Source organism: Kitasatospora sp. NPDC088134 (genome assembly GCF_044741705.1).
Lineage (GTDB): Bacteria > Actinomycetota > Actinomycetes > Streptomycetales > Streptomycetaceae > Kitasatospora.
The window spans coordinates 19,901-39,524 of sequence record NZ_JBIUTD010000026.1; the positions used below are offsets into that span (position 1 = coordinate 19,901).

Annotated in this window: 18 protein-coding genes; 9 read left to right on the forward strand and 9 right to left on the reverse strand. The window is 74.8% G+C overall.

The window, feature by feature from the left end; translation table 11 throughout:
- Positions 1-29: 29 nt before the first annotated feature.
- A complete protein-coding gene (locus ACIOHG_RS30070; RefSeq protein WP_400955372.1) occupies positions 30-1,463 on the reverse strand; it encodes an APC family permease in 1,434 nt (477 codons plus the stop codon).
- Between the two features lie 367 nt (positions 1,464-1,830).
- Between ACIOHG_RS30070 and ACIOHG_RS30075 the strand changes: the two genes are divergently transcribed.
- The gene (locus ACIOHG_RS30075; protein ID WP_400955243.1) at positions 1,831-2,325 is read left to right on the forward strand and encodes a glutathione peroxidase; all 495 of its coding nucleotides are present in this window, start codon (positions 1,831-1,833) and stop codon (positions 2,323-2,325) included.
- 71 nt (positions 2,326-2,396) lie between these two features.
- Here ACIOHG_RS30075 and ACIOHG_RS30080 read toward each other — a convergent pair whose 3' ends face one another.
- Positions 2,397-3,146: a GNAT family N-acetyltransferase gene (locus ACIOHG_RS30080; protein ID WP_400955374.1), complete on the reverse strand. Its 750-nt coding sequence runs from the start codon at positions 3,144-3,146 to the stop codon at positions 2,397-2,399.
- A 441-nt stretch (positions 3,147-3,587) separates the two neighbouring features.
- On the opposite strand from ACIOHG_RS30080, the gene ACIOHG_RS30085 reads away from it, so the two are divergent.
- Both ACIOHG_RS30085 and ACIOHG_RS30090 read left to right on the forward strand, forming a co-directional pair.
- On the forward strand, positions 3,588-4,001 hold the full coding sequence (locus ACIOHG_RS30085) for a YkvA family protein (protein WP_400955245.1): 414 nt from the start codon (positions 3,588-3,590) through the stop codon (positions 3,999-4,001).
- A gap of 169 nt (positions 4,002-4,170) precedes the next feature.
- Positions 4,171-6,273 carry a glycosyl hydrolase family 28-related protein gene (locus ACIOHG_RS30090; RefSeq protein ID WP_400955247.1) on the forward strand — a complete coding sequence of 701 codons (2,103 nt, stop codon included), beginning with the start codon at positions 4,171-4,173 and terminating at the stop codon, positions 6,271-6,273.
- A gap of 67 nt (positions 6,274-6,340) precedes the next feature.
- Here ACIOHG_RS30090 and ACIOHG_RS30095 read toward each other — a convergent pair whose 3' ends face one another.
- Complete coding sequence (locus tag ACIOHG_RS30095) at positions 6,341-6,949, reverse strand: GNAT family N-acetyltransferase (protein WP_400955248.1); 609 nt, start codon at positions 6,947-6,949, stop codon at positions 6,341-6,343.
- A 320-nt stretch (positions 6,950-7,269) separates the two neighbouring features.
- On the opposite strand from ACIOHG_RS30095, the gene ACIOHG_RS30100 reads away from it, so the two are divergent.
- A complete protein-coding gene (locus ACIOHG_RS30100) occupies positions 7,270-7,995 on the forward strand; it encodes an alpha/beta hydrolase (protein WP_400955250.1) in 726 nt (241 codons plus the stop codon).
- A 67-nt stretch (positions 7,996-8,062) separates the two neighbouring features.
- Here the strand turns inward: ACIOHG_RS30100 and ACIOHG_RS30105 are convergent, their stop codons facing one another.
- Together ACIOHG_RS30105 and ACIOHG_RS30110 are read right to left on the reverse strand one after the other, a co-directional pair.
- On the reverse strand, positions 8,063-9,289 hold the full coding sequence (locus tag ACIOHG_RS30105) for a DNA glycosylase AlkZ-like family protein (RefSeq protein ID WP_400955253.1): 1,227 nt from the start codon (positions 9,287-9,289) through the stop codon (positions 8,063-8,065).
- Between the two features lie 87 nt (positions 9,290-9,376).
- A complete protein-coding gene (locus tag ACIOHG_RS30110; protein WP_400955256.1) occupies positions 9,377-10,255 on the reverse strand; it encodes a metallophosphoesterase family protein in 879 nt (292 codons plus the stop codon).
- Positions 10,256-10,548: 293 nt separating this feature from the next.
- Between ACIOHG_RS30110 and ACIOHG_RS30115 the strand changes: the two genes are divergently transcribed.
- The gene (locus tag ACIOHG_RS30115) at positions 10,549-11,430 is read left to right on the forward strand and encodes a lysozyme (RefSeq protein ID WP_400955258.1); all 882 of its coding nucleotides are present in this window, start codon (positions 10,549-10,551) and stop codon (positions 11,428-11,430) included.
- Between the two features lie 45 nt (positions 11,431-11,475).
- Here ACIOHG_RS30115 and ACIOHG_RS30120 read toward each other — a convergent pair whose 3' ends face one another.
- Together ACIOHG_RS30120 and ACIOHG_RS30125 are read right to left on the reverse strand one after the other, a co-directional pair.
- The gene (locus ACIOHG_RS30120) at positions 11,476-12,030 is read right to left on the reverse strand and encodes a GNAT family N-acetyltransferase (protein ID WP_400955260.1); all 555 of its coding nucleotides are present in this window, start codon (positions 12,028-12,030) and stop codon (positions 11,476-11,478) included.
- 229 nt (positions 12,031-12,259) lie between these two features.
- Positions 12,260-13,210, reverse strand: coding sequence for a GNAT family N-acetyltransferase (locus ACIOHG_RS30125; protein WP_400955261.1), 951 nt, complete (start codon positions 13,208-13,210; stop codon positions 12,260-12,262).
- 249 nt (positions 13,211-13,459) lie between these two features.
- Between ACIOHG_RS30125 and ACIOHG_RS30130 the strand changes: the two genes are divergently transcribed.
- On the forward strand, positions 13,460-14,377 hold the full coding sequence (locus ACIOHG_RS30130) for a hypothetical protein (protein ID WP_400955264.1): 918 nt from the start codon (positions 13,460-13,462) through the stop codon (positions 14,375-14,377).
- Positions 14,378-14,466: 89 nt separating this feature from the next.
- On the opposite strand, the gene ACIOHG_RS30135 is transcribed toward ACIOHG_RS30130, so the two are convergent.
- Positions 14,467-15,273 carry a HEAT repeat domain-containing protein gene (locus ACIOHG_RS30135; protein ID WP_400955266.1) on the reverse strand — a complete coding sequence of 269 codons (807 nt, stop codon included), beginning with the start codon at positions 15,271-15,273 and terminating at the stop codon, positions 14,467-14,469.
- Between the two features lie 281 nt (positions 15,274-15,554).
- Here ACIOHG_RS30135 and ACIOHG_RS30140 point away from each other — a divergent pair, with 281 nt between their 5' ends.
- The 3 genes from ACIOHG_RS30140 to ACIOHG_RS30150 all read left to right on the forward strand — a co-directional run bounded on the left by ACIOHG_RS30140 (position 15,555) and on the right by ACIOHG_RS30150 (position 18,695).
- Entirely contained in the window at positions 15,555-16,253 is a 699-nt protein-coding gene (locus ACIOHG_RS30140) for a hypothetical protein (protein ID WP_400955268.1), read from the forward strand.
- Entirely contained in the window at positions 16,244-17,332 is a 1,089-nt protein-coding gene (locus ACIOHG_RS30145) for a hypothetical protein (protein ID WP_400955270.1), read from the forward strand. The genes ACIOHG_RS30140 and ACIOHG_RS30145 overlap by 10 nt, the downstream gene beginning before the upstream one ends.
- Positions 17,333-17,486: 154 nt before the next feature.
- Entirely contained in the window at positions 17,487-18,695 is a 1,209-nt protein-coding gene (locus ACIOHG_RS30150; RefSeq protein WP_400955273.1) for a methyltransferase domain-containing protein, read from the forward strand.
- Positions 18,696-18,722: 27 nt separating this feature from the next.
- Here ACIOHG_RS30150 and ACIOHG_RS30155 read toward each other — a convergent pair whose 3' ends face one another.
- Positions 18,723-19,619 (reverse strand): Gfo/Idh/MocA family protein, encoded by an 897-nt coding sequence (locus tag ACIOHG_RS30155; RefSeq protein ID WP_400955274.1) that lies wholly within the window; start codon positions 19,617-19,619, stop codon positions 18,723-18,725.
- Between the last annotated feature and the right edge of the window lie 5 nt (positions 19,620-19,624).

Genomic DNA, 19,624 nt, shown 5'->3' on the forward strand with positions numbered 1-19,624 from the left:
TCTCTGCAGCAGGTGGGGGTCGGGTCGGGTCAGGCCTGGGCGGGGACGGGCTCGTCGTCGTCGCTGCGCTCCTGGGAGTTCTCGACCACCAGGCGGCCCATCACCTCGTACTTCGCGGGGTGCTTGGCCCGCATGTAGAGGGCGAGCGCGATGCCGCCGAGGAAGACCGCGGCGACGATCCACGGGATCAGCCGGAAGAAGAGGGTCTTCGAGGCGGCGCCGGCGGCGGTGTCCAGGTTGATCACCAGCAGGGCGATGGCGGCGAGCATGCCGAGCCCGCCCAGCAGCGGCGCGGTGAAGGTGCGGAACCAGTGCCGGGAGCCGGGGTGGTGGCGGCGGAAGTACACGATCACCGAGAAGGAGCAGAGCGTCTGCACCACCAGCAGGGCGAGGGTGCCGAGGATCGCGGTCAGCGTGTACAGGCTGGCGTACGGGTCCTGGCCGGCCGCCCAGAAGCCGCCGACCACGGCCAGCGCGATGCCGGTCTGGGTGAAGGAGGCGACGTACGGGGAGCCGTGCCGGGGGTGGGTGCGGCCGAGCGCCGGGTGCAGGAAGCCCTCGCGGCCGATCGCGTAGAGGTAGCGGGAGGCGCACTGGTGGAAGGCCATGCCGCAGGCGAACGCGCTGGTGACCATCAGCCACTGGAAGGCGGTGACGGCCCAGCCGCCGAGGTACTGCCGGGCCGGGTCGAGGAACAGGTCGAGCGGGTTGGCGGAGACGGCCGTCCCCAGCGCCTTCTCGGCGCCGTTGCCGGCCAGCACCATCCAGGCCACGAAGGTGTACAGCACGCCGAGCACCACCACGGCGAGCAGGGTGGCCCGGGGGATGATCCGCTTCGGGTCGCGGGACTCCTCGCCGTACATCGCGGTCGATTCGAAGCCGATCCAGGACCAGAAGCAGAAGAACAGGCCGACGCCGGCGTTGACGCCCGCGAACGCCCCGGTCGGGTTCAGCGAGGACGCCTCCAGGCCGTGCGGGCCGCCGCCGTGCACCAGCACCGCGCCCGCGAGCAGGCCGAGCATCAGCACCTCGCCGACCAGGAACACGCCGAGCACCTTGGAGGCGACCTCCAGGTCGAAGTACGACAGGACGGCGGTGACCGCCAGCATCAGCAGCGCGTACACCTGCCAGGGCAGGTCCAGGCCGAGTTGGGCCTCGACGGCCTGCTGGGCGAAGTAGGCGAAGATTCCCACGATCGAGGCTTCGAACACCACGTAGGCGAGGACCGCGAGCAGGCCGGAGGCCATGCCGACGACCCGGCCGAGGCCGTGCGAGACGAAGCCGTAGAACGCGCCGGCGGTGGTGATGTGGCGGGCCATCGCCACGTAGCCGACGGTGAAGACGACCAGCACCAGCATCACGAACAGGAAGCCGGCCGGGGCGTGCGCGCCGTTGCCGCCGCCGACGATGACCGGCAGGTTGCCGGTCATCGCGGTGATCGGCGCGGCGGTGGCCAGGGCCATGAAGATCACGCCGACCAGGCCGACCGAGCCGGCTTTCAGGCGTTGGACGGCGGGGGCTTCCTGGATCTCTGCGGACTGCTCGACAGCGGGCACGGGCAACTCCCGGGAGGGGCGGGCTGACGGGTCGGGGCTCCGCCCTGCGGCGGAGTCGGCCCAGTGTGGGGCCCGTCACAGCCGGCCCGGAGGATGCAGGGTGTAGTCAGGGCTGTTTCGTGATTGACGGCCTGTCAATTGCGTGCGCGCACCGTTCGTCCTCCTGGGCGCCCGCGTCCGGGAGCGGGTGGGAGTAGGTTCGGGGGCGTTGGTTGTTGATCGTGCGGGTTCCGGCCGCGGGGTCGGGACATGGTTCGGGAAGGCAGGGTCCGGCATGGCGGATTCGTTGTTCGAGGTTCCGATCGGCACGCTCGCGGGCGAGGCGTCCTCGCTGGCGGCGTACCGCGGAAAGGTGCTGCTGCTGGTGAACGTGGCGTCGAAGTGCGGGCTGACGCCGCAGTACACGGGGCTGGAGAAGCTGCAGCAGACGTACGGGGAGCGCGGGTTCACGGTGCTCGGGTTCCCGTGCAACCAGTTCATGGGGCAGGAGCCGGGGTCGGCGGAGGAGATCCAGGAGTTCTGCTCGACCACGTACGGCGTGTCGTTCCCGCTGTTCGAGAAGATCGAGGTGAACGGCGCGGGCCGGCACCCGCTGTACGCGCGGCTGACCGAGGTCGCGGACGCCACCGGCGAGGCCGGCGACGTGCAGTGGAACTTCGAGAAGTTCCTGGTCTCGGCGGACGGCGAGGTGGTCGGCCGGTTCCGTCCGCGCACCGAGCCGGAGTCGGCGGAGCTGGTGGCCGCGATCGAGGCGCAGCTGGCGGGCTGAGCCCCCGGAGGGGCCCGCCGGGCCCCCGGGGCGCCGTTGCCGTTGCCCGGCTCGGCGCCCCGGAGGGGGCCTCAGCTCTCCAGCGAGAGGTAGAGCCGGGTGCCCTCGGGGCGGAAGCCCACCCGCTCGTAGACGCGGCGGGAGCCCTCGCCCGAGTACTCCAGCCAGACCGACCGGGCCCCGCGGGCGAACATCGTCCCGGCGAGTTCGGCCGTGACCGCGGCGGCGATGCCCCGGCCGCGGTGGGCGGGCCTGGTCCCGACGCCGGCCAGTTCCGAGGTGCCGACCGCCGGTGCGGAGCAGCACGCCCCGCCCGCGCAGCCGCCGTCGGGGGCCCGGACGAAGCGGACCGCCCCGCCGTCCCGCTCCAGGCGGCGCAGCCGGGCCGCGCCCTCCGGCGAGGAGGCGAACTCCCCGCTGAACGCCTCCGCCAGGGCGGCGTCGACGGCGGTGAAGTCCTCGTCCGTTCCGGGGGTCTCCACCACGGGTGCCGACGCCGGGACGACCAGCGTGGCCGGGGTGCAGACCAGGTACTCGTGGACCGCCTCGGTGCCGAAACCGGCGGCGCGGAGGGCGGGTTCGACGGCGGGCGCCGCGTTCGGCGCGAACTCCAGCCGGGGCTTGAGCCCGCGCTCGCGGAAGGCGGCGACCAGGGCGGCGACGTCCCCGCCGGTCGGGACGGCCCCGGGCAGCGGGGTCGCGTAGTTGATGTACGGGCTGGTGGTGTCGGGGTCGAATCCCGCCACGAAGCCCCCGGTCTCGACGACCACGGGTCGACGGCGGAGGTTAGCGACGGCGAAGCTCTGGACCTGGGTGTCCATGGTGGTGGTGACCTCACGTGGTGACATGGTGGAGCGCGGTCCCGCCGTTCGGGACGGATCGGGTGGTCGCGCGTGCGTTGTCGGGCCGTCCCCGCTCAAGGCAGGGGAGGGCGGCGGTGCGTGGCGCACCGCGTCGTGGGGCCGCCGTGGGGCGTGGCGAACGACTGCCGGGAAGGGGCAGGCCGTTCAGTGCCGCCGGCGGCCACTGGGGGACGCCGAGTTCATGGACTTCGTTCCTTCGGTGCGAGCGTGTGCGCACGTGGTGTGCGCGACCGGACTCTCCCACGGAGACCACCGGGGGTGCAACGGGTTTTCCGCCGCCCCGAACGGCTTTCGACCCGGTCTCGTCACGACCGGGTCGCGGTCCGGCACGGAACCCGGCCGGAGCCGCGCGCTCCCGTACCGTGGAGGAAGTCGCAGGGTGGGGTTCGGGAGGACCGCGTGAGCAGCAAGGGCAGGACGTCGAAGGGTTCGAAGGCGTCGGCGCGGGTCAGGGGGCTGGACGGGGTGGCGGTGGGCCGGTCGGCCTGGGGGCTGTACCGGGAGACCAGGCGGCCGGGGGCGCCGGGCCTGGCGGCCCGGCTGTGGGCGCTGCCGCGCCTGCTGCGGGACGCGCTGACGGGGCGTTACCCGGGCGTGGGGCCGGGCAAGTTGCTGCTGCTGGCGTTCGCGGTGGCGGTGTACTTCGTCAGCCCGATCGACGCGGTGCCGGACTTCATCCCGGTGCTGGGCTGGGGCGACGACACGGCGGTGGTGCTGTGGTTCCTGATGGGGCTGACCCGGGAGTCCGGTCGGTACGTGGAGTGGGCGGCGGGGCGTTCGTCCGAAGCGGCCGAAGCGGCCGAGCTGCAATGAACGGCATCAGCTCCGCAAAAATCTGACATCGGCGAGAAATTTCCGCGCAGCGCCTCTTGTGGGGCGCTGTGCGGCCTTCTACTGTCGGCTCACCTTCACCGTGTCGTGCCGCCACCCGTGAGCGTCCGGGCCGTCCACCTCCGCCACGCCCCAGAGAGCCGAGCCCCCGATGACTTCTGCCGCCGTGCCCGCGTCCCCGCCCTCCCCCGCCGGACCTGTCGGACCTGTCGGACCCGCCCGCCGGGTGCCGTCCCGGGCGACCCGGGCCGGGTCGGTGGTGGTCGCCTCCGTGCTGGGCCTGGGGGTGGCGCTGTGCGGCGCGCCGACCGCGCGGGCCGCCGCGTCCTCCGCCGCCGGGGGCCCGGCGGTGACCCGGGCCGGGATCGACCCGGCGCTGTCCGCGGACCGCGGCGCGCCGGTGGACTTCCAGGAGCAGGAGGCCGAGCGGGCCGCCACCACCGGCAGCGTGCTGGCGGCCGACCGCACCGCGTACACCCTCGCCGCGGAGGCCTCGGGTCGCAGCGCGGTGAAGCTGGCGCCCGGCCAGTACGTGGAGTTCACCCTCCCCCGGGACGCGAACGCGATCACCGTCCGGTACAGCCTGCCGGACGCGCCGGACGGCGGCGGCACCACCGCGCCGCTGGACGTCACCGTGAACGGGAAGGGCCGGCAGGCGCTGCCGATGACCAGCAGCTTCTCCTGGCTGTACAACCAGTACCCGTTCACGAACGACCCGAACGCCGGCCTGCTGCACCCGGACTGGTGGATCACCGAGTGCGGTTGCGTCCCGGCCGCGACCACGCCCGCGCCGACGATCGCCAAGCCGTTCCGGCCGGGGCACGCGTACGACGAGCAGCGGCTGCTGCTGGACCGCACCCACCGGGCGGGCGACAAGGTGCGGCTGACCCTGCCGTCCGGGTCGAAGGCGCCGTGGGCGGCGATCGACCTGCTGGACTCGGAGCTGGTCGCGGCCCCGCAGGTGGTGGCGCGGGCGGTCGACGTGCGGGTGCTCGGCGCGGATCCGACCGGCCGGCGGGACTCGGCGGACGCCCTCGACCGGGCGATCGCGCTGGCGAAGCTGCTGCGGGTACCGGTGTACCTGCCGCCGGGCGTCTTCCAGGTCGACCGGCACCTGGTGGTGGACGACGTCACGGTGGTCGGCGCGGGCAGCTGGTACACCGTGCTGAAGGGCAGTCAGAAAGCGCTTTCCGCACCCGCTCCGGACGGGTCGGTGCACACCGGTGTCGGCCTGTACGGCAAGGACGCGGCGCACGGCGGCAGCCACGACGTGCACCTGTCCGGCTTCGCGATCGAGGGCGACGTCCGGGAACGGATCGACACCGACCAGGTGAACGGCGTCGGCGGGGCGTTCAGCGACTCCACGATCGAGAACCTGTACATCCACCACACAAAGGTCGGCATCTGGCTGGACGGCCCGATGCGGAACCTGCGCATCACCGGCAACCGGATCGCCGACCAGATCGCGGACGGCATCAACCTCCACACCGGCGTGACCGACGCCGTGGTCCGCGGCAACTTCGTCCGCAACACCGGCGACGACGGGATCGCGCTCTGGTCGGAGAAGACCGCGGACGCCCGGGTCGTCGTCGACCGCAACACGGTGCAGTCGCCGACCCTGGCCAACGGCATCGCCGTCTACGGCGGCACCGACATCACCGTCTCGGGCAACCTGGTCGCCGACCCGGTCCGGGAGGGCTCCGGCCTGCACGCCGGCTCCCGGTTCGGCGCGGAGCCGTTCGCCGGGTACCTGCACTTCACCGACAACACCACCGTCCGGGCCGGGACGTACGAGCTGAACTGGAACATCGGCCTCGGCGCGATCTGGTTCGAGGTGCTGGACCGGGACATCGACGCCGACGTCCGGGTCACCGGCGACCACTACCTCGACTCCACCTACAACGCGATCATGGCGGTCGCCGACTGGGGCGTGAAGGACCGGTACCGGCTGGCGAAGCTGGCGTTCGAGGACGTGCTGGTCGACGGCACCGGCACCTCGGTGCTCAGCGCCCGGACGGCCGGCTCGGCGAGCTTCCGGAACGTCCGGGCCCGCAACGTCGGCGCGGTCGGCGTCAACAACTGCGGCACCTTCCACTTCACCCCGGCCGGTTCGGAGTTCTCCGTCACCGACCTCGGCGGCAACTCCGGCGGCGGCACCACCGGCGACTGGCTGGCCGCCTGGGAGCTGCCCAACACGCTCACCTGCGACGACCGCCCGCCGGTCGTCCCGCCGCCGGCCCCGTCCCCCTGGTGACGATCCGTCAGCCGCCTTGCTGCCGAAGCAGCCGAAGCGGTGGAGGCGGTGGAGGCAGTGGAAGCGCCTACAGCGCCTTGGCGAGCTTGGCGAAACGCAGGTCGGGGCGGCGCGGGATGCCGAAGCGCTCGTTCCCGTAGGGGAAGGGCTCGAACTCGCCGGTGCGGGCGAAGCCCCGCCGCTCGTACCAGGCGATCAGGTCGGCGCGCTGCTCGATGACGGTCATCTCCATCCGGTCGGCGCCCCACTCGGTCCGGGCCCACTCCTCGGCCCGGGCCAGCACCCGGCGGCCCAGTCCCCCGCCCTGCGCGGCGGGGGAAACCGCGAACATCCCGAAGTACCCGGCGCCGCCGCGCCGTTCCAGGTGGCAGCAGGCCACCAGGACGCCCGCCAGCTCCGCCACCAGCACCAACGAGTCGGCACGGCCCATCAGTTCGGCCACCCCGTCCTCGTCGGTGCGCCGCCCGTCCAGCAGGTCCGCCTCGGTGGTCCAGCCCGCCCGGCTGGCCTCGCCCCGGTACGCCGACTCCACCAGCGCGACCAGCGCCGGCACGTCCGCCGCGACGGCGGCCCGGAAGTGCGGCTCGGCCGAGTCGGCGGCGGTGGTGGCGGCGGTGGCAGCGGCCGTCACCACAGGGGGCGTCACGGCGGTGGGCATCGGGTCGGCGGCGGTCATCGGCGCGCTCCTCGGGGCAGTACCGGGGTCTCCTGGCACCGCCATCGTGCCACAGCCGCCGCCCCGCGCCGGACGCCCCCGGCACCCTCCTGACCAGCGCGGTCGGCCCCGGGCCGGGGGCCGGCCGCGCTTCCCCACCCCCCGGTCCGGGCCGTCCGTCCGACCGGCAGTCCGACCGCGGGCGGAGGGCCCGCACGCTCCCGGCATGACATTTGTCCTGCCCCGTCATGGAGCGGAGACACTGGGTGAGGCCCGGTGTTCCTTTCCAGAATGGAGCCCGACGGAACAACGGAGCGGAACCGGACCCAGGGAGACGGACCATGGACACCACCAAGAACCACCGACGCACCCCCGAACTGCGCACCCTCTCGGAGCACCCGGTCGGGACGCCCGTGCGGGCCGTCGTCCTGCTGCTGCCCGGCGGCGCGGTGACCGGCCACGGACGGGCCTCCCGGCTGGCCGCGCTGACCCTGCACTCCCCCGCCCGCCGCCTGGTCGAGGGCGGCCGGGACGCCGGGGTGCAGGTGGCCCGGCTCCGCTACCGGTACCGGGGCTGGAACGGCGACGCGGCCGACACCCTGGTCGACACCCGGTGGGCCCTGGAGGAACTGCGCCGCGAGCACGGGGACGTGCCGGTCGCGCTGTTCGGCAACTCGCTCGGCGGCCGGGCCGCGTTCCGCGCCGCCGGCCACCGCAACGTGGTCGCCGTCACCGGCGTCGCCCCCTGGCTCCCGATCGGCGAACCCGTCGAACAGCTCGCGGGCCGCAACGCGCTGATCATCCACGGCGACCGCGACCGCAGCGACGCGGGCGCCGCCGAATCCCTCGCCTACGCCGAGCGGGCCCGCACGGTCACCGCGCTGCGCCGCTACGAACTCGCGGGCGCCGGGCACTTCCTGCTCCCGCGCGCCGAGGACGCCTGGGCCGCCGCCACCGCCTTCACCCTCGCCGCCCTGACCGGCACCGGCCCCGCCGACCTCCCCGCCGAGGACGGCGTCGCCCCGCTGCGCACCCTGCTCCCCGTCGGCTACGCGACCGGCCGGTGAGCCCCGGCCACCACCGCAACTCCCTTGCCGCCCTTACGACTTGCCCCACCAGTACCATCGGGGGCGCTCAGCCCTCCCCGGCCACCCGCATCCGCACCTCGGTCACCGGCGCTCCCGCCGCAGCCGCCAGCCGCTCCACCGCGGCCGTCAATTCCCGCTCCTCCGGCGCCCGTTCCCCCGGGGCCCGTTCGAAGGGCGTGACGGTGAGGACCGCACCCTCCTGCTCCCAGGTGCCGGCGATCCGGCCGTCCACCAGCAGCAGGGGCGCGATCCACCCGCCCGCCCGGCTGACCTTGGCCCGGTGCGCGGCCGGCAGCAACTCCGCCGCCTTGGTCCCCGGGCCCAGCACGTACTGGTCGAAGGCGCCCACCAGGTGCACCGAGGGCGACGGTTCGACGGCCGCCAGCTCCTCGACGTGCGCGGTCAGCGCCAGCGCCGGTTCGCCCGCCACCCGGACCTCCGCGACCCGGTCGCCGAGCGCGGCCACGAAACCCTTCAACACGGCTTTGCGCAGGCTGTTGCGGGACAGCCAGGCGTCGAACCGCTCCGGCGTGGCCGGACCGTACGCGCCGAGGTAGGCCGCCAGCAGGCGCGGCCCGGCCTCCTCGACCGGCGGCAGTCCCGGCCAGTGGGGGACCAGCGCCCCGGGGTGGGTGAAGGCGGCCCGGCCGCCGCCTGCCGGGGCGTGGCAGAGCACCCCCTGCCAGGCCAGCGGCTTCAGCAGCGCACCCCACCCGGACTTCAACTGTCCCTCCAGCGCGGCGAATCGGGTGTCGGCGACCAGCGCGGCCGTCAGCTCCTCCCGGGTGAGCACCGCCTCCCGCAGCAACTCCCCCACCGTCTCGACCAGTTGGGCGACCTGTTCGGGCGTGGCGCCGAACTCCCTGGTCCAGGCGGGCTTCTCCCAGGTCCGGGCGGAGCCGATCAGCGCCAGCGCGTCGGCGGCGGCGGCCGGGGTGAGCAGGTGCAGGGTGCCGCGCTGGGCCCAGGTGCGCAGTAGCCGGCCGTCGGCGAGCGCCCGCCGGGTCCGCTCGACGGCGGCGGGGCCGCCCGCGCGCAGCGCCAGCGCGAGTTCGGCGGCGGCCGGGACCTGCGCCTGCACGCCGGCCAGCCGCTCCACGGCGGCGACCGCCCCGTCCGGCCCGGGCGCCCCGCCCGAACCGGCTGCCCCGTCCGGCCCGGCCACGCCGTCCGAACCGACTGCCCCGTCCGAACCGACCCCCGTCAGGAACTGCCTGCGCAGCCGCCAGTCCAGTACCTGGCGCACCGTCAGTTCTGCCGCGCTCGCGCCCACGCTCCGCTCCCCCTCCGTGCCGGCCGTCGTGCGCCGACCCTAACGCGAGGGTCCGTCAGCCCCCGCTCGCGGTACGGGCGGTGGGGCTCACGTCGCGGCCGGTGGCGGTGCGGGGACGGGCTGCTCCGGCGGGCCCGGGTAGGGCAGGATCTGGCGGAGCAGTCCGCGCGGGTGGCCCCGGTGGCGCCACTCGCGGGGGTAGCCGAGCGAGACCTCTTCGAAGCGGACGCCCTCGTACCAGGTGGTGCGGGGGATGTGCAGGTGGCCGTAGACGACGGCGGCGACGTTGAAGCGGCGGTGCCAGTCGGCGGTGAGTTCGGTGCCGCACCACTGGGCGAAGTCGGGGTAGCGCAGGATGTCGGTGGGCCGGCGGTCCAGCGGCCAGTGGCCGACCAGGACCAGCGGCAGTTCCGGATCGTGGGCGGAAAGCGCTTTCTCGGTGGCCGCGACGCGCTCCCGGCACCAGTCGTCGATGCCCGCGTAGGGGGCGGGGTCGATCCGGTACTCGTCGGTGCAGACCACGCCGGCCTCGTGGGCGCGGGCGAGCGACTGCTGCTTGTCCGTCACCCCGGGGACGCGGAAGCTGTAGTCGTAGAGCGTGAGGACGGGGGCGATCGCGCAGGGGCCGCCGGGGCCGGTCCAGACCGGGAACGGGTCCTCGGGGGTGACCACGCCGGCGGCGCGGCAGCGTTCGACCAGCTCGCGGTAGCGGGCGGGCGCGGCGAGGGCGACGGGGTCGTTCGCGGTGGTCCACAGTTCGTGGTTGCCGGGCGTCCAGATCACCTTGGCGAAGCGTCCGGCCAGGAAGCGCAGGGCGGCCTCGACCACCCGGACCTGCTCGGCGACGTCCCCCGCGACGATCAGCCAGTCGTCCGGGCCGGTGGGGCGCAGGTCGTCGAGGACGGCCTGGTTCTCGGCGATGCCGAGGTGGAGGTCACTGACGGCCAGCAGGCGTCCCTCGGCCAACGCGTCCCCGCTCCCTCGCCCCGTCACCGATCGCACGTGTACGCATCCCGGCTGCGGGACGCGCGTCGACACGCTACCCCGGGCCGGTCGGGAGCGCCAGACGCCCCCGGTCGCCCGGCGCGGCGTCACCATCGAGCGGAACCACAGGAGTTCGATTGTCACATGTATGGCTGTTCGCTCTACATGCATTCATACGATGTGTGGTTTCAACACTCTGTTGACTGACGGGGCCATGACTATATCTTCTCCCGCAGCGGCCGCCCCGGCCGCCGCACCCGGACCGAGGAGTCGTCATGCGCACTTCCGGCACCACCCGCCTGCTCCGCAACGCCGCCACCGCCGCGGCCTCCGTCGCCCTGCTGGCCGGCAGCCTCGCCCTGGCCGCGCCCGCTCAGGCCGCCGTCGACAGCGCCACCGCCGCCGGGACGACCGCCCGCCCCGGCGAGCCGGCCGGCTTCCACCCCGAGCAGGACCACGCCGGGTCCACCGTCGCCCGCCACGAGGGCCGCGGCGCATCCGCCGCGGACACCTCCGCCGCACTGGCCGTCACCCAGACCCCCGGGCTGGACGTCTCCAGCTACCAGGGCAACGTGGCCTGGAGCACCGCGTACGCCAACGGCGCCCGGTTCGCCTACGTCAAGGCCACCGAGGGCACCACCTACACCAACCCGTACTTCGCGCAGCAGTACAACGGCTCCTACAACGTCGGCATGATCCGCGGCGCCTACCACTTCGCCCTGCCGAACGTCTCCAGCGGCGCCACCCAGGCCGCCTACTTCGTCTCGCACGGCGGCGGCTGGTCCCGGGACGGCAGGACCCTGCCGCCCGCCCTGGACATCGAGTACAACCCGTACGGCGCGACCTGCTACGGCCTCAGCCAGGCCTCGATGGTCAACTGGATCCGGGACTTCTCCAACACCGTGCACACCAGGACCGGCCGCTACCCGACCATCTACACCACCACCGACTGGTGGACCACCTGCACCGGCAACAACGGCTCCTTCGGCGCCACCAACCCGCTGTGGATCGCCCGTTACTCCTCCTCGGTCGGCACCCTGCCCAACGGCTGGTCGTACCAGACCATCTGGCAGTACGCCGACGCCGGCACCTTCCCCGGGGACCAGAACCGCTTCAACGGCGCCTTCGACCGCATCCAGGCCCTCGCCAACGGCTGACGCCCCGGCACCGCACCCGGCCCGCCCGGCCCGCCCGGGCGGGCCTCACCCCTCAGCGGCGCGCTCGGAGCGGAGCAGCGAGAACATCACCTGGTCGTGCCAGCGGCCGGCCCGCCACTGCGCGGAGCGCAGCACGCCCTCGCGGGTGAAGCCGGCCTTCTCCAGGGCGCGCTGCTCGGCGAGGTTGGCGAGGTCCGTCCAGGCCTGCAGGCGTTCGGCCCGGGTGTGGTCGAACAGGTAGGCGGCGAGCAGGCGTTGGGCCTCGGTGCCGATGCCGCGGCCCTGCGCGGCGGGCAGCAGTCCGATCGCCAGCGTCCAGCAGGAGGAGGTCTCCGGCCGTCCCCAGCTGCCGGGGAACCATTCGACCCGGCCCACCGTCCGGCCCGCCTCCGCCACCGCCAGCACCCCGCCGTCGGGGCCGAGCAGCCCGTTCTCGGCGAAGCCCCGTCGCAGCCCGGCCGCCGACCGGTAGCCGAACCACTGGTACGGCCCGACGCCCTCGGGACCGGCGAACTCCCGCTCGTACAGGTCGAGATCGGCGGCGGCGACGGGGCGCAGCGCGATGCCCGCGCGGGCGGGGGCGGTGGCGGGCTCGGACACGTGGCGGACTCCTGACGGTCGGTCGACGGCGGCCGACGGCCCGGGGTGGGACCTCCGGCGGCCGGCACCGGGCGAGCCTCCCACACTCCGCCGTCCACCGCGGTCGGCCCGCAGCGGTCGGCCGTCGCCACCCTTGTGCAATGTCACACCTCAGCCATAGGGTGTGGCCGCTGCGCCGCCCCGGTGAGTCCCCCTGGGCGGCGCAGCCCGCAACCTTCCCCGGCGGGGCTCAGTTCCCGACCGGGAGGGTCAACTCCCAGGTATCGACGGCGAAGTCGAGCTCCATGCCGTGGTTGCGGTAGAGCGCCGGGGCGCCGGTGGCGTTCGCGGTGTCCACGCCGAGGCCGACCTTGGTCCGGCCGAGCGCCGCGTAGTGCGCGAAGAAGTGCCGCAGCAGGTGGCCGCCGAGGCCGCGACCGCGGGCGGCGGGCAGCACGCCGATGTTCGACGCCCAGGCCGGACCGCCGCGCTCGTCCCGGGTGCGGAGCACGGCGACGTCGCCCGCGCCGTCGAGGTGGGCGACCCAGACCAGCGACCAGTCGAGCGAGTCGCCGTCGATGTCCTCCAGCCACTGCTGGTAGCTGCGCGGCTTGAAGTCGAAGTGCTCGGCGAAGCTCTGTTGGATCAGCCGGTGCGCGATCCGCCGGTCCTCCTCGGCGGTGCAGTCCCGCAGCCGCACCCCGGCCGCGGGCTCGGGCCGCAGGTCCTTCGCCGCGTCGACCTCCCGGGTCAGCACGTGGTGCCGGCGGACGGTCCGCCAACCGCGCCCGCGCATCGCCCCGGTGTCCACCGTCGGCTCGGAATTGAGCAGCAGGTGCAGCACCGCCCGCTCGGCCCCGTTGCCCCGCGCCAGCTCGACGGCCCGGGCCTCCATCAGGTCGAACAGGTGCTGCCCACCGTCGAGTTGATCGGGCAGCAGGTACTGGTCCAGATCGATCCGCTCCCCGCCCGACGGGTCGCGCACCAGCCCGTAGCCGACCAACTCCCCCTCGGCGTCGGCCAGCAGCCAGCTGTCGCGCGTCAAGTCCACTCCCGCGCGCCCCAGTTCGTCCTCGATCTCGCCCACCGTGAACTCGGCCCGCCCGATCTCGATCTCGTCCACCTTGTTCAGCAGCACACAGATCGCCACCGCGTCGGCCGGCACCGCCGCCCGCACCGTCATGCCCTCCGGAAGCGCCATCCCGGCTCCCCCTCCTCCGTCTCGTTCCCGCTTCGCAAACCCGCCCTTTCTACCCGGCCCGCCGGTCGCCCCCAACCGGTTTTCCGACCACCCGGAGTCGGCGCACTCCGCAGGACCGATCGGCGCGGACCCTCGCCACCGCTCCCGGCGCTCGGGGCCGGGGGCCGGTCGCAGCACTGCGGCTGCCGCCCGGTAGGGTCGACCCCTTCGGGCGCCGTCGGGGCCCGGAGTCCGAAGTGGTGAATGCCGATGACAGTTGGCGAACTGCCGGTCGTGTGGAGCCTGTCTCCCGAGGACGCCCGTGCCGGTCGGCGGGCCCTGTGGTGGAGCGTCGGGCCGGGCGGCGAACTCGCGGTACTGCTGGTCCGGGAACGCGACCTGAGCCGTTCCCCCCACGTCAAGGGATGGGTCGGATGGAGCGTGGCGGCTCCCTGCGACGGCGTACTGGTCGTGTTCTCGGACGGGACGGAACGCCGCGTCCCCGCCACCGGCATCCCTGAATGGACCGGCCACCTGGCCCTGCTCCCGGGGTCGCGTTTCCTGCTGGCGTCGGGCCGGACCCGCCGGGACCGGGAGGGGAACTGGGAGCGGAACGCGGTCGTGTACTCCTCCGGGGGACACGCGGTGAGCAGCTTCTGCATCGGCGATGACATCGACTACCTCCTCGCCGACCGCGACGGCGGCATCTGGACCGCGTACGGCGACGAGGGCATCTACGGGGACCACCCGGAGACCGTCCCCGGCCTGGCCCGCTGGGACGCCTGCGGCGTCCACACCTGGAGCCCCGGGGGCAGGCTCCCCGTCTGGCCGCTCGGCGGAAGCGCGGGCGCCACCGAGGGGGCCGCGGCCTGGCTCGCCTGGTACAGCCACCAGGGCGCCTTCCTGTCCCGGGTCGATCCCGCCACCGGCGACGTCACCAGCTACCGCAACCCGCTGAAAGGCACCGACGGCATCGCCGTGCGCGGCACCCGGGCGGTCCTCACCCGCCGGTTCCACCACCGCCCCGCCGTCGAGCTGAGCCGCGCGGAACTCGTCGACGACACCTGGGAGATCACCGCCCGGGAGAAGCTGCGACTGCCGGGCCCGGTCGTCCTGCGCTGCGCCCAGGGCCGCGACGGCGTCCTGTGGCTCCGCGCCGGCGACAGCTGGCTGCAGGCCGAAGCCTGAGCCGACGACCCCAACCTGCTTTCCCGTGAACCGAGTTGACTTCACACTGGTACGAGTCGACTTCCCGGGGGGACGGTCGGCCGGTCCGGTCAGTCGGTGCGGACCTCCGCCACCGCCTCCCGGACGTCCGGGTCGGGGTCGGCGGCCAGGGCGTCGAGCAGGGCGGCGGTGCCGGGGGTGAGCCAGCGGCCGACGGTCCACACCAGTTGCTCCCGGATCGCGGGGTCGGGGTGGGCGGCGAGGCGGGCCAGCCGGTCGAGCGGACCGCGTCGGCGGCGTCGGCGGGCGAAGCCGTGCAGGACGTCGAGGAGTCGGGCCGGATCGCCGGGGTCACCGGCCGCCGCCATCCCGGCGAGCAGTACCGCGACGGGCGGCGGCGGTCCGTCCAGCGGGTGCGGCAGGCGCTCGCGCAGGCGGCGGGAGCCGTACTCGCCGCGGCTCACGCAGCCGTCGCAGGTGCACGGCCTGGTGCCGTGCGCGCCGGGCCAGTACCGCCAGCCCGTCACCTGGGGCACGGACCGGACCCGGCGCACCTCCCCCGCCCGGACCGCGCGGGGGACGAACACCTCCCAGCCGCGCGGGTCGTCCTGCAGCATGATCCGCCGCACCGCCTCGGCCGCCGGCACCTCCCGCTGCTTCCCCTGCCGCCGGTCCCCGTACCGGCCGACCAGCACCGGCAGTTCGTCGTCCAGCCGCAGGTGCACCGCGACCATGCCGCCCCGGCTCCCGGACCGGGACAGCTCGCGCAGCCACTGGTGGGTCAGCGTGTACGAACGCAGCACCGGGAAGCAGTACACGCCGCGCGCGCCGCCCTGGCCGCGACTGTCCGCGCGAATGCCGGCACGGCGGATGCGCGGCGCGTTCGCCGCCGAGGTCAGATGCACGAAACTCGCCACACCGGGGCACGCTACGCGAGCAACGCCCCGCCCTCCACCGGGTATCGGCCGTCGACCGCGCTGCCCGCTACGGCAGCCCGGGAACGTCGTCCCCGTCCCGCCGGCCCCTCACGTGGACGGAACGCCTGGCCCCGATCGAGCAACGCCGCTACCGTCGCATCGGCCACCTGGTCGGCGGGCCCACCGTCGACACCGTCCACCGCAGCGCCGCCGAGGACGCCCTGGCCGGCTCGCCCGATCACCTCCTGACGGACCGCCGCAACTCTCACCAGGAGCGTCAGTTGATCTCTCCCGACACCGAACTCGCCGCCGCGCTCGACGCGTTCTGCGCGCTGCTGGAGCAGGCCGCGCAGGAGGATCCGGACCAGGAGGATCCGGACCAGGAAGCGTACGAGCGACGGGAGCAGGCCCGCCTGGTACTGGCCCGGGCGCTGGCCGCCGAGCCGGCGGCCACGGCCCGCCTGGCGGACCGGGTCTTCCGGGCCCTGACGCTGGAGCACTCGATGACCCACCAGCTGACCGATCCGCTGATCGCCGCGATCGGACACCGCGCCTTCCTGGAGGGCCTGGTCCCGCTGGTGCGCACGGGCGGGTGGACGGAGCGCCGGAACGCCGCCGCGGCCGCGTACCACCTCCGGGCGTACCGCGACCCGGCACCGATCGTCGCCCTGCGCGAGGAGCACCGGCGCAGCCCGATCCCCCCGGAGGAGCAGCGCGAGCGCGCCGAGCAGGCCCTGCGACTCGCGTACCAGGCCGCCGAGCCGTACGAGGACGTGTGGCCGCGGTTCTGGCTGGCCGTCCTGGAATGCTTCACGGCCTGCCCGGACGCCGAGCTGCGGCGTGACCTGGCAAGCGCTTTCCCGTTGGAGCACCCGGACCACCTGCCGACGGCCGCACCACTGCTCGCCACGGCCCGCCGCCGGCTGGCACAGGACTCCTCCCAGGGTGCGCGGGCGGCAGAATGGGGCGCATGGGAGTGATCTTCACGGTGGCCGGTGCGGCCCTGCTGGTGGTGACGGCGGCGAGCATCCTGCGGACGCTGGTGGTGCCGCGCGGGCTGTACTCGGTGCTGGTGAACCGGCTGTGGGCGGTGCTGCGTCGGGTGGTGCGGACGGTCGCGGCGCCGTTCGGCGGCTACCGGGCGATCGACCGGGCGCAGACCTGGCTGGCGCCACTGATCCTGCTCGGCATGTTGGGCTGCTGGCTGACGTCCACGCTGCTGGCGTACACGCTGCTGCTGCGCGGGACGTCCGACCTGCCGTGGCGGGTGGCGTTCCGGGAGGCCGGGTCCAGCCTGTTCACGCTCGGCTTCGCCAGCGGCGAGCGACTGCACCTGTCGGTGATCGACTTCCTGGCGGCGGCCAACGGCCCGCTGATCATCGCCCTGCTGATCGCCTACCTGCCGACGCTCTACAGCGCCTACAACCGGCGGGAGTTGGAGGTGACGCTGCTGCAGTCCCGGGCGGGCGAGCCGGCCTGGGGGCCGGAGCTGCTGGCCCGGCAGGCGCTGGTCCGCACCGAGAGCGAGCTGGCGGACCTGTACCGGGACTGGGAGCGGCTGGCCGCCGACCTCGGCGAGGGCCACTCCAACTACCCGGTGCTGATCTCGTTCCGCTCCCCGCAGCCGTACCGCAGCTGGGTGGTCGGCCTGATCGCGGTGCTGGACGCCGCCGCGATGCAACTCTCCCTCACCCCGCGCTCCGCGCCCCCGGAGGCCCGGCTGCTGCTGCGGGCGGGCTTCACCGCGCTGCGCGACATCGCCACGGCGCTGCGCATCCCGTTCGACCCGGACCCGGACCCGGACGCGCCGATCCGGCTCAGCTTCGACGAGTTCGACGCGGCGGTGGCCCTGATCACCGCCGCGGGCCTGCAGCAGGAGCGCCCGACCGCCGACGCCTGGCCGCACTTCCGCGGCTGGCGCGTCAACTACGAGGCCGTCGCGTACGAACTCGCCCGCCGCGCCGACGCCGTCCCCGCCCTCTGGACCGGTCCCCGCGACTTCCCCGCCACCCCCGTCCCGCCCCGCCGCCCGGCCGACCGCCGCCCCTCCGTCCCCTGACGGACCGTCACTCCCCCTTCGGCCGTTGCCCGTTGTCCGTCGCCAAACCCGCCGGAACCGACACGTTCCGCCGCTCCCCACGCCACGATGGGCCCGGCCCCGCACCGGGGCCCGCCGACCCGTGGTCGGCTGCCGGTCGTCGCAGGGAGGAACGATGAGCTTTCGAGCCGAGGACCCCGAGGACGACGGGCCCGCCGACCGTCCGCCCGGCGCCGCCCCGCCACCCGGCCACGCCCCGCCGCCCGGCCACGACCCGGCCGCGTTCGCTCCGCCCGGCTGGGCGGCGACCTTCGCGGCGGTTCCCCGGGCGGCCTTCGTGCCCGACTCGGTGTGGGCCTGGGACGAGGTGCGGCGGCACAGCGCCCTGGTGGAACGGGGCGTGGACGAGGCCGGGTGGTGGGCGGCAGTCGGGGCGGACGTGCCGTTGGTGACTCAGTGGGACGGCGGGGCGCGCACCGGGGGCGGGCCGGCGCCGGTGGCGACGAGCAGTTGCAGCCAGCCGAGCACGGTGGCAGCGATGCTGGCCGCGCTGGACGTCCGACCGGGGATGCGGGTGTTCGAGGGCGGTACGGGCACGGGCTGGAACAGCGGGCTGCTGGCGCACCGGGTGGGCCCGGCGGGGCGGGTGGTGAGCGCCGAGCTGGACCCGGCGGTCGCGGCGGAGGCCCGGCGCGCCCTGGCCCGGGCGGGGCTGGCGGCGACGGTGGTGACGGGGGACGCCGGGCGGGGGTGGGCGGCCGGGGCGCCGTACGACCGGATGGTGGCCACGTACGGGGTGCGGGCGGTGCCGGAGCCGTGGCTGCGGCAGGCGGCGGCCGGGGCGGTGCTGGTGCTGCCGTTCGGGACGGGGTACGGGCACCGGGACGCGGTGCTGCGCCTGGTGGTGCGGGCGGACGGCGGGGCGCAGGGCCGGTTCGTCCGGCTGGTGGAGTTCATGAAGGACCGGCGCGACCGCCCGGCTTTTCCCCTGCACACCGACTACGCAAGGGAGTTCCCGGGCGGCCCGGAACGGACGGCGCGCCACCCGGAGGACCTGGGCGGCCCGTGGGACGTCCGGTCGTTCTACCTGGGCCTGGCCGTGCCGGGGGTGGCGCACGTGCTGCACCGGCAGGACGACGGCACTGTCACGGCCTGGTTCTACGGCCTCGCGGACCGGTCCTGGTCGGCCGTGGTCTGGCGGAACGGGGTGGCGACCGTCCACGGGGCGGGGCCGCGCCGGCTCTGGGCGGCCGTCGACCGGGCCCTCGGCTGGTGGGAGGAGAACGGCCGCCCCGGGATCGGGCGCTTCGGCCTGACGGTGGCCGACGGGCGGCACCGGCCGTGGCTGGATGCGCCCGACCGGCCGGTGCCGCAGCAGCTCTGACGGTCCGTCAGGGAGAGCCGTGAACCGTCAGGCGGCGCCGTCGCCGCGCAGCAGCTGCTCCTCGGCGGCGGCCAGCACCTCGACGACCTGGCGGCCGAAGCGGACGTCGCGGGCGTCCGCGGTGCCGGACTTCGCGGCGGCGAGCAGCGCGTCGATCGCGTGGGCGAAGGCGGCGACGGGCTGCGCGTCGCGGTCGGGGAGGGTGGTGACACCGGCCGTGCCGCGCAGTTCGACGGCGGCGCCGCGCGCGGAGGCGGCCGGCGGGGCGGTCAGGCTGAGCGTGACGGTGGCGGAGGCCCCGCCGGCGTGGCGCAGGACCAGGTGGACGGTGTCGGCGGGGCCGGGGGCGGCGGTGACCCGCTCGACCTCGCCGAGGACCGGCAGCAGCACGGAGAGCGCGTGCGGGCCGACGTCCCACAGGGCGCCCTTCTGCTGGCGCCAGGGGGAGGCGGCGAAGGGGCTGTCGGTGGTGAAGACCGAGCCGATCCAGTGGCAGTGCGCGGTGAACCAGCCGCCCGCGGCGGCCTGTTCGGCGACCCAGGCGTCCTGCCCGGGGGTGAACCGGGTGGTGAAGAAGACCACCGAGGCGACCCCGGAGGCGGCGACCGCGTCCTCGACGGCGCGGGCCGCGTCGACCGTCGCGGCGACCGGCTTGTCCAGCAGCAGGTGCTTGCCGGCCTGCGCGGCGCGCACCGCGAGTTCGGCCTGCACGTCGGGCGGCAGCGCGACGGCGACCGCGTCGACGTCGGCGAGCAGCGCGTCCACCGTCGGGTGGGCGGGAACGCCGTGCACGGCGGCGAGTTCGGCCGCGGCCTCGGGGCGGCGGCCCCAGATGCCGGCGAACTCGACGCCGGGGTGTGCGGCGAGGGCGGGGGCGTGCACGAAGCCCGCCCAGGGGCCGGTGCCGAGGAGTCCGATCCGCATGCCGC